We start from the raw sequence: 16,108 nt of genomic DNA on the forward strand, positions 1-16,108 counted from the left end.
CTCCTTATCTGATCGCAGTCACATGCAGAGCCTCGATCCAATCATCCGCCCAAGCGACCCAGCCGAAAATACCGCCCTGCTGGTGCACCATGCGAATCGCGGCAGCCTGATCCGCGGGGTCAAAAGCCGCTGTCCCGTCCTCCAGGACGAGACACTCATAACCGCGATCGTTCGCTTCGCGAAGCGTCGTATGCACACAGACGTGCGTCGTCACGCCTGTCAGCACAAGCGAAGCGATGCCGCGCTCCTGCAGCATCGCATGGAGCGGAGTCCGGTAAAAGGCCCCTTTACCGGACTTATCAATGACGAGCTCGCCCTCCACGGGCGCGAGCTCCGGAACAATCTCGTGCCCGCGCTCGCCGCGCACGAGAATACGTCCCATCGGCCCCGCGTCGCCGATGCCAGCGCCTTGAAGCTGGCTGCGCCGCAGCTTCGATGGGGGGCAGTCCGAAAGGTCGGGCAGATGCCCCTCTCGGGTATGGATAACGGGCACGCCATGCGCCCGACAAGCTGCCAGCACCTGCTGCAGCTTCGGAATGATGGCCCGTGTCTGTGAAACATCATTGCCCAGCAGCTCACCGAACCCGCCCGGTGAGATGAAGTCGTTCTGCATATCAATAACGACAAGCGCTGTGGTGCGCTTGTCGCATTGAAAAGGAAACGGCTTAGCCGAGACTTTGAGAAGCTCAGCCATTCGGATGCATGGTCGAGGATGTTGGCTGTCCGTAGACGGCCGCATCGACGAGAAAAGTTTGAAAAAACTGATTGCTCGGAACATTCGCATCTGCGGGTAGAAAGATGCTAATTTGCTCCGTCGGCTTTGTATCATCATTTGCTACGGAATGGACCGTTCTAGCTGGCACATGAAAGGTGTCACCTGCCTGATAACTTTGCCATACCCCGTTGCACAGCAGCTTCACTTTCCCAACCGTTATATGGATCACCTCGACAACATCATGATAGTGAGGAAGCACCTGCCCCCCAACGCCTATGCGTTCCCAGAGTACCGAGGAGATCCGTACACCTAAGGCATCTGCTTTTGCGGCATCGACAATCTCGCGGTGATACAGCTCAGGATGAGCGGGAATTGGGGTCCACGGAATGGGCGCCCCTCGTAGTACCGTTGTTTCTTGTGCTAACATGGGTATCCTCCAATCTTGTTGGCTAAAACATGTTACCGATCTGCTTTAGAGCGCTTATAACTCGCTCGGACTGTGAAACTGCCCCAAACACACCGCCTTGCATCGTAATCATTTTCAAAGCAGCTTGATGATTACCTTCATCTGTTGCGCCCGTACAATCCGATAACAATAAACACTCATATCCGCGATCATTGGCATCCCGCATGGTGGTGTGTACACAGACATCTGTCGTGATTCCCGTTAAAATGAGATGGGTGATCCCTTTCGTTTGCAGAATCAGGTCTAAATCCGTGGCATAGAAGCTTCCTTTGCCTGGTTTATCGATGATGAGTTCTCCTTCGATCGGCGCAAGCTCTTCAATGATTTGCCAACCAGGCTCATCTCGAATCAAGATTCGACCAGCAGGTCCTTCTGAACCGATTTCGGCACCGATTTGTTTGCTTCGCCAGCGTTTATTCGGTGGTAAATCCGAGAGGTCTGGACGATGACCTTCTCGGGTATGAATAACGGTTAAGCCAGGAACGGCGCGCACTTCAGCTAATAGCCGCTTAATCGGCGCAATTGTCCGTGCCGTTAACGAGAGATCATAGCCCATCCGATCCACGTAACCGCCTTTTCCGCAAAAATCGATTTGCATATCAATAATGAGCAGTGCCATTTTGGCAGGATTCAACTGATTATCATAGGGCCACGCATACGGTATGGCTTCAATGTTCATGTCATCGTCTCCTTGCATGCCATTTCAAGGCCGACTTTATTTCGGAATGCTGCCAATGACGCCCTCCACGAAATAATCGGTCGCTTCCAGCTTATCCAACTCAAGCTTCGCGCCAGCTTCGATTTTCACGGCACCTTTTTGGTCTTTGACAGGGCCATTGAACGGATTCAACGTGCCGGCAACTAACTCTGCTTTACTTTTATCCACGAGCTTCTTCACATCATCCGGCACTTGACTGCCAAAGGAAGTAAGCTGCACCACATTATCTTTCAGCTGACCGCGATATTTACCATCGTATTTGCTGCCTTTAAACTTGCCTTCAACACCCGTTTTCACCATATCCACGTACAAATCGGACCAATTCCAGATCGAACTTGTGATCCAACCTTTCGGAGCAAGGACGGATGCTTCAGCATGGTAGCCCACGGAAAGTGCTCCGCGTCGTTCTGCGGTTTCGATGACTGTTTTCGTACAATCCTGATGCTGCGACAACACATCGATCCCCTGATCAATCATACTATTCGCGGCATTAGCTTGCTGGGCAGGATCGCACCAGCTGCCCGTAAAGACAACCGTCGTTGTCGCACTCGGATTGACCGATTTAGCCCCCATTTCAAAGGCATTCACGTTAAGCAATACCTGTGGAATCGGTACGGAAACGATATAGCCCAACTTACCCGATTTTGACATTTTCCCAGCTGCAATACCCGCTAAGTAAACAGGTTCCCAAATGGTCCCAAAATATGTACCGAGATTTTCTGCTGTTTTCAAACCGCCTTGATGATAGAAAAGAACGTCAGGGTGACGCTTCGCCACATTCAGCGCTGGATCCAGATGGCCGTAAGAGGTTGGAAAAATGATTTTGGCTCCATTGCGTATCATCTCTTCCATGACACGTTCGGCCTCTGCCGTTTCCGGGACATTTTCACTGCGCAGCACCTTCAGATTCGGGAATGCCTTCTCAACCGCTTGACTCCCGATGTAAGCCGCCTGATTATATCCATAATCATCCTTGGCACCTACGAAAATGAAGCCTACCGCTTTCCCACCTGTCCCTGCTGCCGCACTCGCGGCTTGGCTGGGTGCTGCGGTTGTTTCTGGTGAAGTTGTTGATGTTGTGCTGCTACTGCAGGCCACAAAGGTAAACATAAACGCGAGAGAACTTGAGATGAGTGCTAGCTTTCTACCTACTTTTCGCATGGTTAACGACCTCCACATCCTATTTTTTTATCTAATGCGTTCTACTAACTCCCCTTGATCCTCAACCACCTCCCGCGCCATTAAAAACTTTCGACAGCCCTTCGGGCATTTGACTTCTTTGCTTTCGCGCTACTAGGAAGAGCGCCAGCAACGTAATCACATACGGTGTCATGAACAGCAGAAATGGCGATATCTCATACCCTTGCTGCTGCACAACCAATTGCAGAGCTTGAGCACCACCGAAGAGATAAGCGCCGAGCATCGCCCTTGCAGGCTTCCATGCCGCGAAAATCACGAGCGCAACCGCTACAATGCCTTTACCTTGCGTCATATTCTCTACCCATGTATGGGTATAAGCCGTCGAAAGCTGTGCACCTCCGATTCCAGTTAGAAAACCGCCAGCCATTACGGCGCCATATCGAATCCATTTCGGCGAGAACCCGTACGTGTAGACGACTTCCTCTCGCTCTCCCGTTGCCCGAAGAATGACCCCGAGCCGAGTTTTAAAGAGCAGAAACCAGAGCGTCGGTACAAGCAGCATGGATAGATAAGTCAGACCGTCATGTTGAAATAAAAGTGGACCTAGGAAAGGGATTTTCGATAATAATGGGATGGAAATCGGCTCAAATCCATGGATTTGCTTGTTGACGAATCCTCTACCAAGAAAAGACGTTAATCCGATTGCGAAAAACATCACGGTTAATCCACTGGCCAAAGCATTCGCTTTACGTGTGATGACCAGAAAGGCATGAATAAGCGCTAGCACCGAACCACTAATCCCTCCTGCTAGTGCACCCAGCCAAGGGTTGCCGCTCCATACAGTTACCGCAAAAGCGCCAAGTGCACCGCCTAACATGCAGCCTTCAGTGCCAAGATTTACCACGCCCGCTCGCTCCGCGATTAATTCGCCTAAACTGGCGTAAAGTACGGAAGTGCCTGCTCGTATGGCACCTGTGCCAATATCAATCCCATTCATGCTTGTTTCCTCCTCCCGACGGCAAGGATCGCGAACAGCACGAGCGCCATAAGGATTTGCACGGACGAGGCTGGCAGACCGCTATTCATCTCGAGAGAATTGCCAGCGACACTGATCATGCCGATGATAAACGATGTAGCAATGAGCCACAGGGGGTGATTCCATGCCATCCATGAGGCCAAAAAGCCCAGGTAGCCATAATTCATGCCTGTCGTCGGGCGTAGCCTGCCCTCAATTCCTGTGATTTCGATCATTCCAGCAATGCCAGCTATTGCACCTGCAGCAATTAGTACCCAGAACTGAATCTTCGTATCCTTTAAGCCTGCTCGCTTTGCTGCCAATACATTGCCGCCTACAACGCGAATGCGGAAACCTAACCGTGTTTGGGTGATGAGAAACCACACAATCGCAGCAAGAATCAGAGCAATACCAATACCGACATGGACACGGCTAGCACTTGAGAAAGTAAGTAAACGTAATTGTCCAGCTAATTCTTTGGAGAAAGGCCAATTAAATGAGGCAGGATCTTTGAGGAGACTATGTACGAAGAAACCTATCGTGAAGTACGCGATGTAATTCAAAAGTAACGTGGTGATTGTTTCATTCATTTTGCCTTTCACTTTTCCAATGGCGGCAACCGATGCCCACAATGCACCGCCTAGCGCGCCAACCAGAACGAGGATTGGAACGCCAATCCAGCCTGGTACGGATGGGAGGAGATAAACGCCGACAGCCGTGACGGCAAGTGCGCCAATGGCCAGTTGACCTTCACCGCCGACATTAATCATCCCTGCCTTTGCTGGTAATGAAGCCGCTAGCGCGGTTAGGATAAACGGGGTTGCTTTAATGACAACCTCGCCAAATCCGTACCAATCCCCAAAGGTAGATTTCAGCATCGTCCCATATAATGTGATGGGATTAACCCCAGATGCAAGTAGAAAAAGGGCAAATGCAAGCAAAGGTGCAAGGACGACAAGTGCAGGCGCAAGCATCACTTCCCACTTCGGTTTACCCATTCTTCGTTCCACTGGCAGCAGGATACTCATGCTGATTCCCCCTTCAACATGATTTGACCGATCGTGTAGGCATCCGTTTCAGAAGGAAGGAACGGACCATGCAGCTTCGCATTCGCAAGCACCAGCAATTCATCGGATAGTGCGAACAATTCACCCAAATCTTCGGAAATTAATAAAATCGCCGCCCCCTGATCCGCGAGATCGATCAACATATTCTGAATGGAACGGGTCGTACCGATATCCAGCCCGCGGCTTGGATAGCTGACAAGAAGCACACTTGGATCCTTCAAGATCGCTCTGGATAAAATCATACGCTGCACATTACCGCCAGATAATCGATCTGCTCGTCTCGATGGATCTGCCAATCCTAGAATACGCACTTCCTTTCTTGCTTCAAGCTGCTTGCGAATGTAATGCCAATCCATGCCCAGTCCGCGGGGTTTCATGGGGAGACCTGCCAACACCATATGCTCTAGAATGGTAAAGCCAGCAATCACGGAATCCGTTAAAGGATCTTCCGACACCAGCGCCATCCCCGCATCAAGGTAAGCCTTCACTGGTTTATGGGTCAAATTGACACCATTCAGCCAAAGTGATCCCGCTGTGAGCGCGCGAAGTCCAAATAAAGCTTCGATCAACTCCTTTTGCCCATTACCTGAAATTCCAGCAATGCCAATGATTTTTCCCTTCGCCATCGACAAATCCATCGACTCCACGATACATTGTCCATGATCATCGAGGATCGTGATCTGCTTCGCTTGAAGAGCAAGTTCCTGATTATTTTCATCCTTGGCAAATGGAGTTCGCTGTTCCAGCTCAAGGAGCTGCTTCGTTCCCATCATGCTAGCCACAAGCTGATCGCCCGTGAAATTCGAACCTTTGTCCGCCGTCATCATCACTTGCCCGTGCCTGAGTACGGTCACACGATCCGCAATCGCCATGACTTCATTGATTTTGTGCGTAATGAGTAAAACGGCATAGTGATCCTTGCGTAAACGATCCAGCATTTGCAAGAAAGCATCAACTTCAACAGGTGTCAACACACTGGTCGGTTCATCAAAAATGATGAGTCGTGTCCCCTCCATCAACAGCACCTTCAAGATTTCTACGCGTTGTCTTTCACCTAAATCCAGCTGCCATACCCAAGCATCAGGATCGACGACGATGCCGTATCGCGCGGTAACGTCCATTATTTTCTGCCGCAGCTGTTTCCGATTCAGCAAAACACCTTTTTCTGTAACAGCTAGTGCAATGTTCTCAAGAACGGTCAAAGCTGGTACAAGACGAAAATCTTGATAAACCATACCGATCCCAAGCGCCCTTGCTTTCACAGGCGGATGCAGTTGAACGTCTTCACCTTGCCATCTCATACTCCCTTCGTCTACACGGTAAACCCCTGAAATCATCTTCATTAACGTACTTTTGCCAGCACCATTCTCGCCTAGAATCGCGTGTACCTCGCCAGACATGACTTTCAAATTCACTTCATTGTTTGCAATAAGGTCTCCGAATCGTTTCACCAGTTGATAAGCTTCTAGCAAAGGAACTTGTGGAAGTGATTCCAAGCTGGTCTCCATCACGCCACCCCTTCATATGTCAGAATACTTGACGCAAGATATGGTTTTCTCTGTTGGTCTAATTATATTTCAACGGGTTTCGAATGTCGTTAGTGATTAAAACTAATAATTTGATGGATTCTTTGGTTTAAATAACTAAAGATCAAGCAGATTATGTTAGTTTTCATTCCATCATCATTGGGTAACGGCAAAAAACCACTTCTTCACAGAAGTGGCTTCCTTTCTTTCAACATCCAATTCAATTCGAACTCTATTGTATTAACCAGTCCGCCAGCTGAGAACCCATACGTTTGGCATCCTCGTAACCGAGCTCATGCAATTTCTCCAACTTGCGCGGATCCTTCTCCATCCGGCCTACTTCAACCTTAGTCGAAGGGCGAATAATCAGCGCACTGCCATCCGCTTCCATGCGCTCAATGGTTTCTAGCGTGCCATTATAAATTTCACTGCGATTCACCAGGACATCGACTAGGCCATTATATTTCGGGTAAAAGCTTTTCGCTAACCAACGCTGTTTGAAAGGCCTTTTTCGATAGCCATATTCCTTGGTCAGAACAATAATATGCTTACGATTGCCGTCCTTCACAGATTTCTGCACAGGGATCGGATCGACGAGTCCGCCGTCAAATAATGTTCTGCCCGCATACTGCATCGGCGTAGCTACGAACGGCAACGAGCTGGACGCTTGAACGATCGGCATCGTCTGCTGTTGCAATTCTTCTTTGGTAAAATAAATCGGTTCACCTGTGTGAGCATCCGTCGTTCCAATCGCAAATTGCTGCGTTGAAGCATAAAACGTGTCATAGTCAAACGGAACTAGCCGATTCGGCAGTTCATTAAATATAAAATCCATTCCGAAAATACTCTTCGTACGTAGTAAATTTCGATAACTTAAATAGCGAGGATCTGCAATATAGCCGATCGTTACTTTCTTATTCCGCCCAGGCTGTTTGGAAATATAGGAAACGGCATTGCACGCCCCTGCTGATACACCAACTACATATGGGAAATATAAATTTTGTTCCATAAAGTATTCCAAGACTCCCGCGGTGTATACCCCTCGCATACCTCCGCCTTCCAGTACGAGTCCAATTCCTTCCATGGTGACACCTTCTTTCTCTCTGTCTCAAGCCCCTTTCTAGCATACAGGAATTGTCAATTAAAAGAAATACGTCTTCCTCTTCGAAAACTGGACAAATCCGTCGATTTTCACTCCCTTTTTGCGACTAGTTCCGAATAATCACAGGTCAACCGTGATTTTGCCGAAATTTACGTTCACGTTAACTTTTGAAGAGGAGATTCCACACAATGTGAAAACCCCTCGTTCCATGAACAAGGGGCACCGAACAGCTATACAATCATGACTTGTTTTTACTAATTTGATTCAAACTCGGCGGAAATTCAGCGGCATTCTGCTTGGATAGCGTCTGAGCCTCTTCTGTAAAATGCGCTGCGTTTTGTTGATTATGTTTCTTATCAGGCTTATTCACTTTCGGCATTCGTTTCACCTCCATCATCTCATCGCTAGTATGAGAAGGAGCTCCCTAACTTATGCCTGACGAAAGGTTAATGTCCTTAACGATTTTCCTTATACTTCTCTTTAATTGTGATGAATTCATCTAGATGATGAAGAAATAAGTCCACGATCTCAGGATCAAAATGTTTACCACGCTCTGATCGCAGCTGATCGATTACGCGATCAAGCTCCCACGCTTTCTTGTAGACGCGATCGCTGCATAGAGCATCGAACACATCCGCTAGGGCTGTAATCCGCCCGTAAATATGAATATCCTCACCCGCGAGGCCTTGCGGATATCCGCTTCCATCAAACCGTTCATGGTGTTGGTGGGCGATAATCGCCGCGGCATGAAGAACTTTCTTATTCGAATGCTTCAACATTTCGTAACCTAGATTCGCATGGGTTTTCATCACTTCAAACTCTTCTGTCGTTAACGCCCCTGGTTTATTGAGGATTGCATCTGGGATCCCAACCTTGCCAACATCATGCATCGGCGACGCCAAACGGATGATCTCCGCTTCTTGTTCACCTAAACCATATTTAAGCGCTAATAAGCGAGAGTATTCTGCCACTCTTTTGACATGATGACCCGTTTCCTGCGATCGCGTCTCCGTAATTTCACCCATCGTATAAATAATTTCTTGCTGGGTGCTCTCCAGCTCATTGTTCAAGTAAATGTTCTCGAAAGCGACGGACACATTCGCGCAATAAATATCTACAAGATAATGCTCCCACTCACTGAGTGCGTTGAACCCGTTCATATAAATGACATTTTCCATGCCCATCTTGCTTTGGAAATAAATGACGAAGCGGTCAGCCGCGAAGCTGCTCTTCCGATTCTGAAAGGCAAGCTCGATTTCACCGAGCACCTCGGGCGGCACCACGTCCCGCGCTCTCGCGTCTTGATTCGTTGCGTAATCACCGCTAGCCGCGAGGATATATATATCTTCAACACCTTTGGTGACGGCGAAGCTGCAATGAATCGCATTCTTATGTAGATTAACGATGGACGTCATTTGAGTCAAAACACCTGAGGCAAATTTCTTCATGGATTGTAATTCAAAGAGTGTCGCAGACGACTTAATAATCTCTTCTAACCCGACTCTGCTCTTCTCGATTGTTTTGATATCACGGTAGGAGCGAAGCGCAGTCACTACAGATGTAAACAACTTCTGAGAGGTTAACTCCGTCTTTTCTTTATAATCGTTAATATCATATTCCATAATTACGGTTCTCTCAGGCGCCTGGCCTGGCTGCCCCGTACGTAAAATAATACGAACAGCTTGATTCGCTAATTCATCACGGATGAATTTTACAATATGCAGACCCGCATCCTCGTATTCCATGACAACATCCAGGAGAACGAGTGCGGTTTGAGGATATTGCATCAACAGTTGCTTCGCTTCATAAGCGGAGTAGGCACTATGAAATTCTAGCTTTCTGCCTGCAAATTCAAAATCTTGAAGGACCATTTTGGTCACTTGGTGAATTTGTTTCTCATCATCGACGATGAGCACAATCCAAGGATCATGCTCGACGTTTGCAAGGGATGGGCTTTCGTCGTCTTCTGCGGCAAAGAGAAGCTCATCCTGATCGGTTGAGTCCACTTCATTTGTCATAGATCAGCTTCCTCCTCTTTGGGGATTGTGATAGTAAACAAGCTTCCTTGGCCTAGCTGACTAGAACACTGAATCGAACCATTAAGGGATTGTGTGACAAGATTGTACACGATGTTCATGCCTAAGCCTGTCCCCCCTTGACCACGACTTGTGGTAAAGAACGGATCGAAAATGTGATCTAACACGTCCTCCGTCATGCCTTTACCATCATCCGAATAAGCAATTAAAATCTGCTCGGGCTGCTCAAAAACTTGAATAAATAAGTTTCCTTCTTCATCTGACTCATAAGCATGATTCAATGAGTTCATAACCAAGTTCGTAATAATTTGTGATAAGGCGCCAGGGTATGTATATAGCTTCAAATGTTCGTTACATGCAACATCTAGTCGAAGTCGCGTTTTTTTAAGCGCTGGTTTCAAGCTGGCAATAATGCCATCGAGATATTCTTTGATTGGAATATTGCGTTTCATTTCTGTCGATTGATCCACGGAAATTTGCTTGAAATTCCGAACTAACGAAGAGGCGCGCTCTAGATTGGACTGTACCATGGCATTCGTTTCGAGCGATATTTGCATGAATTGTTCTAAATCCGATTTCTTCATCTTACCAGATTCATATAACGCTTGAAATTGCCTGGTCTTCTGGTCCATAAATGATATTGCTGTTACTCCGATACCAATCGGTGTATTAATTTCATGCGACACGCCAGCCACAAGGCTCCCTAGCGCTCCCATTTTCTCGGATTGCACTAATTGGTCTTGTGTCAGCTGGAGTGTGTCTAACGCTTGCTGAAGCTCTTGATAACGCTCGTCCAAATTGCTCACCATATCGTTGAATGCTTCCGAAACTTCCGCGATCTCTGGTGAAGCTTTAAAATGCAATTTCGGTAAATCCCCGCCTTGCTTGACGATGACCGCGGCTTCCCGCAACCGACTCAATGGACGGATTACGATGACCCGTAAAATGAGCCATAGCAGCGTTGAGAGAATAATCGCAATACTGATGCCGACGATGAGGATCAATCTTGATCTTCGTTCAAGCAACTGCTCTTCTTCGGAAGAATCGAATATGACTTCCACAGCCCCAACCACTTTGCCATCTTCCTGCAGCGGAGCTGTCAAACGAACGACAGGTTTATCACTTTCTGCCAAGGGAACGCGATCGACGACGGTTTGATCCCCTTTAGGAATCATGACTAACCAAGGATCTAGTTTTGTTGCAATCTCTTTGCGGTTTGACGCAGCGAGAATCGTTCCGCTGCTGTCGTACAGTTTCATATCTAAGACGCGGCTGTTTTTATATTGGATGTAATCGAAAATTTGTTGAACGTCATTAATGGATCGAGACTCTTCATAACGTCCATTAATCGCGATCGTCATTCCGCTAATTTGACTAACATATGCTTCACGAATGGATTGATTTAGGGAAATGGTGTCGAAAACCATCATGGTCGAGAGCATCCCAACGGTTACTGTTGTCACGAGCAAAATAATACGTCCTTGCAAGCTTAACTTCTTCTGGCGTATTGGCATGACGATCCCTACTTCACATCAAACGATATCGTCTGACTAACATCATAAGGCGTGTGATCGTTATTATGTAAAGAGACTTTTAATTCGTGGGTTCCTTTGGTCATATGTTCGAAAACTTTCTCCGTTGACAAAACAACAATCTTCTCGCCTTTATCTAGAGACATATGGATATGTCCTTCACCTTGAATACGTTGTTGATCATAATGTTCTTTACTCACCTTAAGATCCGTCTTTATATGGACTGTCACTTGGTCATCCTTCACGACATTCGTGACTTCTAATGTTGGTGTATACGATGCTGTCATCGTTTCTGTCTTCTTCGCAGTTCCGCAACCGGAAATCATGAGTGCCAACGCAGCAATCATGCATAAACCCTTGATTTTACTCACTTTTTCATCCCCCATGAAGATGTTTTTTGTCTATTGCTGTCACAAAATCTATCTTCTCTAGCTTAAGAATAAAAGGAGCGTTTGTCCACTTTTATTTTTGGTAACAAGTGTATGAATAACCTTACGCAGCACGCTTTGTCACTATATTCTAAATTGTCTGACAATTATTGTCGAAACTTCATGAGAACGCTCACATTTTGCGCTTACCCAGGAAATAATTTCATTTCCCAAATTCGAATGATTTCCCTAGTTTTGGAGCAATGTAGTAAAGTCGCTTATCATCGCTTCTCCCTAACATATGAAGCCCATTAGGAGGAACTCCCCCATGACAGGAACAAATCAACATCAACAACCGGTTCAGCATGCCCTAGACGCAGCCGATCACGCTATGCTGCAAGCCCAAGACGCGCAGCATAAGCTGCAAGTTGCGATCAAGGAGTCTAATCCACATGCGATTCAATCTGCTCAAGCAGCGCTTGTTCAAGCGGATCACCAGGTCACACAAGCACAAAAGCAGTTGGCCGAGTTTGCAAACGATCAGTTTGGGCAGCAAATCAAGCAAACCTTCGAGCAGTTAAACCAAGCAGCTCAGGATATTGAGGCCAGTCAAGAGAAATTCCATACTCCTAAGCAAGTTCGCTAGGCCTTTCCCTTTCCAAAGTGATCGATTTTCGATCACTTTTTCTTTTGGGTGTACAGTATGTTACACTACGTAGGAAGGTTTTCAAGTTATTTGGGGAGGCATTACAACCATGCTCGTGATTGGAATTGCCGGTGGTACCGGCTCAGGTAAAACAACTGTAGCACGATCGATTATGACGAAACTCGGATCCACTAACGTCACGTTAATCTCACAAGATAATTATTATCTTCATCATAGCGGATTGACATTCGAAGAACGGGAGCGCATTAATTATGACCATCCGCATGCTTTCGAGAATGCCTTGCTGCTCCAGCATCTGCAAGCTTTGAAGAACGGTCAAGCGGTGGACATCCCTGTTTATGACTTCTCACAGCACGCTCGCTCGCAAGAGACGATTCGGATTGAAGTTAAGCCCATCGTGTTAATTGAGGGCATTCATGTTCTGACGGACGAAGAGCTGCGTAATGCGCTCAACATCAAAGTTTTCGTCGACACCGACCCAGATGTTCGTATTCTGCGGCGTTTATCCCGTGATATTAACGAGCGCGGGCGTTCGCTGCAATCCGTGTTTGATCAATATTTAACCACGGTAAAACCGATGCATGACGCCTTCATTGAACCGTCGAAGAAATACGCCGACATCATTATTCCTGAAGGTGGAGAAAATCAAATCGGCATCTCGTTGCTGACCATTCTCACCGAACGTTACATGACCGATCAAGCGGCCAATTACGAGATTGGCTAAAGTCAATAAGCCACCCTCCCTCCTTTGAGGAAGAGTGGCTTTTCTTATTCCACCTGACGTTTGAAGACGAACCCTGAAAGCCCAAACAGCAGATAAATGAGTCCTAAAAAGTAAAACATGCTATATACACTAATATAGCTCAAAGATAGACCGCCAACTAATGGCCCGATAATACTTCCCAGGCTGTATTGAATAGAGGCGACGATATTCGTTGTCGGCTGCAAATGCCGCGGCACAATGTCTGCCGCATAAGCAAGTCCTAGCGAGAAGAACGACCCTACCATTCCCCCTGCTATCCCTAAACATAGCCCAAGGCTCCATGGATTAGTTCCAACGAAAGGGACACAACCGAAGGCAAAGGCACCTAATATCGCGGAACCAATCAGAATCGGTTTGCGACCGATTCGATCACTCCAAATGCCTAGCGGCAGCTGCAGAATAAGTCCGCCAATCCCTGTCACAGGGAGCAACAGCCCAATGACGGACTCCGTCATCCCAATCCGCAAGCCATACAGCGGAAAATTACTGTTCATCGTAGCTTCCATATAACCGTATAAAAGCGAAGTAAAGAGCGGAAACCACGCCAATGCATACACCGTTGATACCCTGCGATGAGCCGCTTCCGAGCGTTCAGCACGCACAGGATGTTCATTAACAAGTCTGCTCACTAGGGCGAAAATGAGCACAAAAAAAGCGCTAGTCGCCACAAATGGCGCCCAAACCCCGAATTTGAGCAGCGTAATCCCGATCGGGCCTAAACTAAATCCAACGCCATATGCCATGCCATATAGTGAGATATTACGTCCTCTCTTCTCTTTCGGACTCGCTGCAACTATCCACAACTGGGTAGCAAAATGCAGTGCGCTATCCCCGATGCCAACGATGAGCCGTAGCACGAACCACACGATTGCCCCCTGCCAGATCGGGAACATCACAGTTGCAACGATAATAAGCCCCATCCCAATAAGAATGACAGGCTTATAGCCATATCGGCGTACAGGGCGTTCTATGACGAACATTGTTCCGAAAATACCGAGATACATTGCTACAGCATTAACCGCGTTCGCATCAGGTGAAACACCTGAACGATCCAGCAAAATCGTTAGAAGCGGCATAAGCAAGCCTTGGCTCATGCCTGCTACAATGACAACCATAATTAACGTCGTTAATTGATAAGATGACTTGGAAAATGTCAGAAATTTATGAACCATGCCCGAAATCCACCGTTTCCCATCTACCCTCATAATCTTTCAACTTACCGTGAAGGGGCACATGGAATTCGGTAAAGATGACGAGTCTTGCCTTTTTAATCCACTCCTTAAAGGATGGGTATGTCACGAACAGATTGGCATAACGGTCACTCATGCATATGAAGTGCGGACTTGGTGATTTCTCAGTAAGAAAACTAAAAGATGTATCCAGTGGCGTATATTTCTTACGCTTCCCTTCCCATGTATCAACATCTACTTGCAGCGGTGTATCCATTTCATCCACAAGCGCAGTGATGTGCTTGACACGGGCATAATACGGCTGTGCTGCCCGAATGTCCATGCGTCGAAGTGTCTCTTCATGCTGGGGATACAGAATGACACGGACAAATTTCCGTTCCTCTGCCCAAGCGATTAAGGCTTTGACCTCAAGCTCCGTCCAGTCTTCGAATGTTTCGCAAACAATAACGGTCCCTTTCGTTGATTCCTCTTGTGGTTCATAACCGAAAGGCACTTTGATTTGCTCTCTTGCCATAGCGTCCTCCTCTAGTTGAGCGTTCATCTTGTTGGTGGCATTGTAACCTACTCTCACTAACATCCCTAGTATACCCCTTCCAAGCCCATGAAGCCATGTCCCCGATTGGATTACAGGAAGGTGTTGCGTTATAATTCGGATGTACGTATTTTTCATTTAAGGAGACTTCATGCATGAGAGATCCAAGACTACAGACATTCGCCCGTAACATTATTCAATATTCCGTTAACCTTCAACCAGGTGAGAACATATTGATTGAAATGATAGGTGTGAAAGATCAGGAGCTTGCCAAATGTTTAATTGAGGAAGTGTACGCGGCTGGCGGTAACCCGTTCATTGAATTGCGCGATCCTGCGATTATGCGCAGCTTGCAAATGAAAGGTACACAAGAACAGCTGAGCAAATGGTCTGAATTTGAAATGGTTCGAATGAAACAGATGGATGCTTATGTCGCGGTGCGCAGCGGAGATAACATTACCGAATCATCCGATGTCCCAGACGAACAAATGAAGATGTACCTCAAGTATTTCCAACGACCGCTCTTTGACGAGCGTATCAACAATACGAAATGGGTCGTTATGCGATACCCGAACCCTTCTATGGCGCAGCTGGCAGGTAAAAGCACGGAAGCGTTTGAAGATTTTTACTTTAATGTGTGCAACCTGGATTACAGCAAAATGGCGAAAGCGATGGAATCCCTTGTCGATTTGATGAATCGGACGGATCGCGTAAGACTAGTAGCGAAGGACACCGACGTTAGCTTCTCCATCAAAGGGATTGGGGCTGTACCTTGCTCAGGCCTACGCAATTTGCCCGACGGCGAGGTGTACACTGCACCAGTGAAAGATTCCGTCAATGGTGTGATTAGCTACAATACACCGACGATCTATTCAGGCACTTCCTTCGAGAATATCGTACTTACCTTCGAGAACGGCAAGATCATAAACGCAACTTCGAATGATACGAAGAAATTGAATGAAATCCTGAACACCGACGACGGCGCGCGCTATATCGGCGAATTCGCCATCGGTGTGAACCCGTACATTAAACACCCAATGAAAGATATTTTGTTTGATGAGAAAATCGATGGCAGCATTCACTTTACACCTGGTCAGGCTTATGAAACCGCGGATAACACGAACCGTTCCTCTGTACACTGGGATATGGTCCTTATCCAACGTCCTGAGTATGGCGGCGGAGAAATTTACTTTGACGATGTACTCATTAGAAAAGATGGACGTTTCGTAATTCCAGAGCTGGAGAAACTAAATCCAGAAAATTTAATGTAG

The 16,108-nt window shown here is 47.1% G+C and carries 17 protein-coding genes; 3 read left to right on the top strand and 14 right to left on the bottom strand.

The features are described 5' to 3' along the window. Positions 1–4: 4 nt before the first annotated feature. The 12 genes from MJB10_RS13545 to MJB10_RS13600 form a co-directional block, all read right to left on the bottom strand. Positions 5–739 carry a cysteine hydrolase family protein gene (locus MJB10_RS13545; protein ID WP_314795395.1) on the bottom strand — a complete coding sequence of 245 codons (735 nt, stop codon included), beginning with the start codon at positions 737–739 and terminating at the stop codon, positions 5–7. Further along, positions 687–1,142 carry a cupin domain-containing protein gene (locus tag MJB10_RS13550; protein WP_314795396.1) on the bottom strand — a complete coding sequence of 152 codons (456 nt, stop codon included), beginning with the start codon at positions 1,140–1,142 and terminating at the stop codon, positions 687–689. Before MJB10_RS13550 ends, MJB10_RS13545 begins: the two co-directional genes overlap by 53 nt. Before the next feature lie 22 nt (positions 1,143–1,164). Further along, positions 1,165–1,860 carry a biuret amidohydrolase gene (gene biuH / locus MJB10_RS13555; protein ID WP_314795397.1) on the bottom strand — a complete coding sequence of 232 codons (696 nt, stop codon included), beginning with the start codon at positions 1,858–1,860 and terminating at the stop codon, positions 1,165–1,167. Between the two features lie 36 nt (positions 1,861–1,896). Next, the gene (locus MJB10_RS13560; RefSeq protein ID WP_314795398.1) at positions 1,897–3,060 is read right to left on the bottom strand and encodes a BMP family ABC transporter substrate-binding protein; all 1,164 of its coding nucleotides are present in this window, start codon (positions 3,058–3,060) and stop codon (positions 1,897–1,899) included. Between the two features lie 61 nt (positions 3,061–3,121). Continuing rightward, positions 3,122–4,036: an ABC transporter permease gene (locus MJB10_RS13565; protein ID WP_314795399.1), complete on the bottom strand. Its 915-nt coding sequence runs from the start codon at positions 4,034–4,036 to the stop codon at positions 3,122–3,124. After that, on the bottom strand, positions 4,033–5,082 hold the full coding sequence (locus MJB10_RS13570) for an ABC transporter permease (protein WP_314795400.1): 1,050 nt from the start codon (positions 5,080–5,082) through the stop codon (positions 4,033–4,035). Before MJB10_RS13570 ends, MJB10_RS13565 begins: the two co-directional genes overlap by 4 nt. Next, the gene (locus MJB10_RS13575; protein ID WP_314795402.1) at positions 5,079–6,629 is read right to left on the bottom strand and encodes an ABC transporter ATP-binding protein; all 1,551 of its coding nucleotides are present in this window, start codon (positions 6,627–6,629) and stop codon (positions 5,079–5,081) included. The genes MJB10_RS13570 and MJB10_RS13575 overlap by 4 nt, the downstream gene beginning before the upstream one ends. Before the next feature lie 250 nt (positions 6,630–6,879). Beyond that, the gene (locus MJB10_RS13580) at positions 6,880–7,731 is read right to left on the bottom strand and encodes a patatin-like phospholipase family protein (protein ID WP_314795404.1); all 852 of its coding nucleotides are present in this window, start codon (positions 7,729–7,731) and stop codon (positions 6,880–6,882) included. Between the two features lie 256 nt (positions 7,732–7,987). Further along, positions 7,988–8,128, bottom strand: a complete 141-nt coding sequence (locus tag MJB10_RS13585) for a hypothetical protein (protein WP_314795406.1) — start codon at positions 8,126–8,128, stop codon at positions 7,988–7,990. A gap of 76 nt (positions 8,129–8,204) precedes the next feature. Beyond that, positions 8,205–9,767, bottom strand: a complete 1,563-nt coding sequence (locus MJB10_RS13590; protein WP_314795408.1) for a DUF3369 domain-containing protein — start codon at positions 9,765–9,767, stop codon at positions 8,205–8,207. Beyond that, positions 9,764–11,299, bottom strand: coding sequence for a sensor histidine kinase (locus MJB10_RS13595; RefSeq protein ID WP_314795410.1), 1,536 nt, complete (start codon positions 11,297–11,299; stop codon positions 9,764–9,766). Before MJB10_RS13595 ends, MJB10_RS13590 begins: the two co-directional genes overlap by 4 nt. Positions 11,300–11,307: 8 nt before the next feature. Next, on the bottom strand, positions 11,308–11,688 hold the full coding sequence (locus MJB10_RS13600) for a hypothetical protein (RefSeq protein ID WP_314795412.1): 381 nt from the start codon (positions 11,686–11,688) through the stop codon (positions 11,308–11,310). A 325-nt stretch (positions 11,689–12,013) separates the two neighbouring features. On the opposite strand from MJB10_RS13600, the gene MJB10_RS13605 reads away from it, so the two are divergent. After that, the gene (locus MJB10_RS13605) at positions 12,014–12,331 is read left to right on the top strand and encodes a hypothetical protein (RefSeq protein WP_314795413.1); all 318 of its coding nucleotides are present in this window, start codon (positions 12,014–12,016) and stop codon (positions 12,329–12,331) included. 109 nt (positions 12,332–12,440) lie between these two features. Beyond that, positions 12,441–13,076 carry a uridine kinase gene (gene udk, locus MJB10_RS13610; RefSeq protein WP_314795414.1) on the top strand — a complete coding sequence of 212 codons (636 nt, stop codon included), beginning with the start codon at positions 12,441–12,443 and terminating at the stop codon, positions 13,074–13,076. Between the two features lie 44 nt (positions 13,077–13,120). On the opposite strand, the gene MJB10_RS13615 is transcribed toward udk, so the two are convergent. Beyond that, complete coding sequence (locus tag MJB10_RS13615; protein WP_314795415.1) at positions 13,121–14,287, bottom strand: MFS transporter; 1,167 nt, start codon at positions 14,285–14,287, stop codon at positions 13,121–13,123. Further along, complete coding sequence (locus MJB10_RS13620) at positions 14,277–14,882, bottom strand: hypothetical protein (protein WP_314795417.1); 606 nt, start codon at positions 14,880–14,882, stop codon at positions 14,277–14,279. The genes MJB10_RS13615 and MJB10_RS13620 overlap by 11 nt, the downstream gene beginning before the upstream one ends. 110 nt (positions 14,883–14,992) lie before the next feature. On the opposite strand from MJB10_RS13620, the gene MJB10_RS13625 reads away from it, so the two are divergent. Continuing rightward, positions 14,993–16,108: an aminopeptidase gene (locus MJB10_RS13625; protein ID WP_314795418.1), complete on the top strand. Its 1,116-nt coding sequence runs from the start codon at positions 14,993–14,995 to the stop codon at positions 16,106–16,108.

It is taken from the genome of Paenibacillus sp. MBLB1832 (assembly GCF_032271945.1).
Classification (GTDB): Bacteria; Bacillota; Bacilli; order Paenibacillales; family NBRC-103111; genus Paenibacillus_E; species Paenibacillus_E roseopurpureus.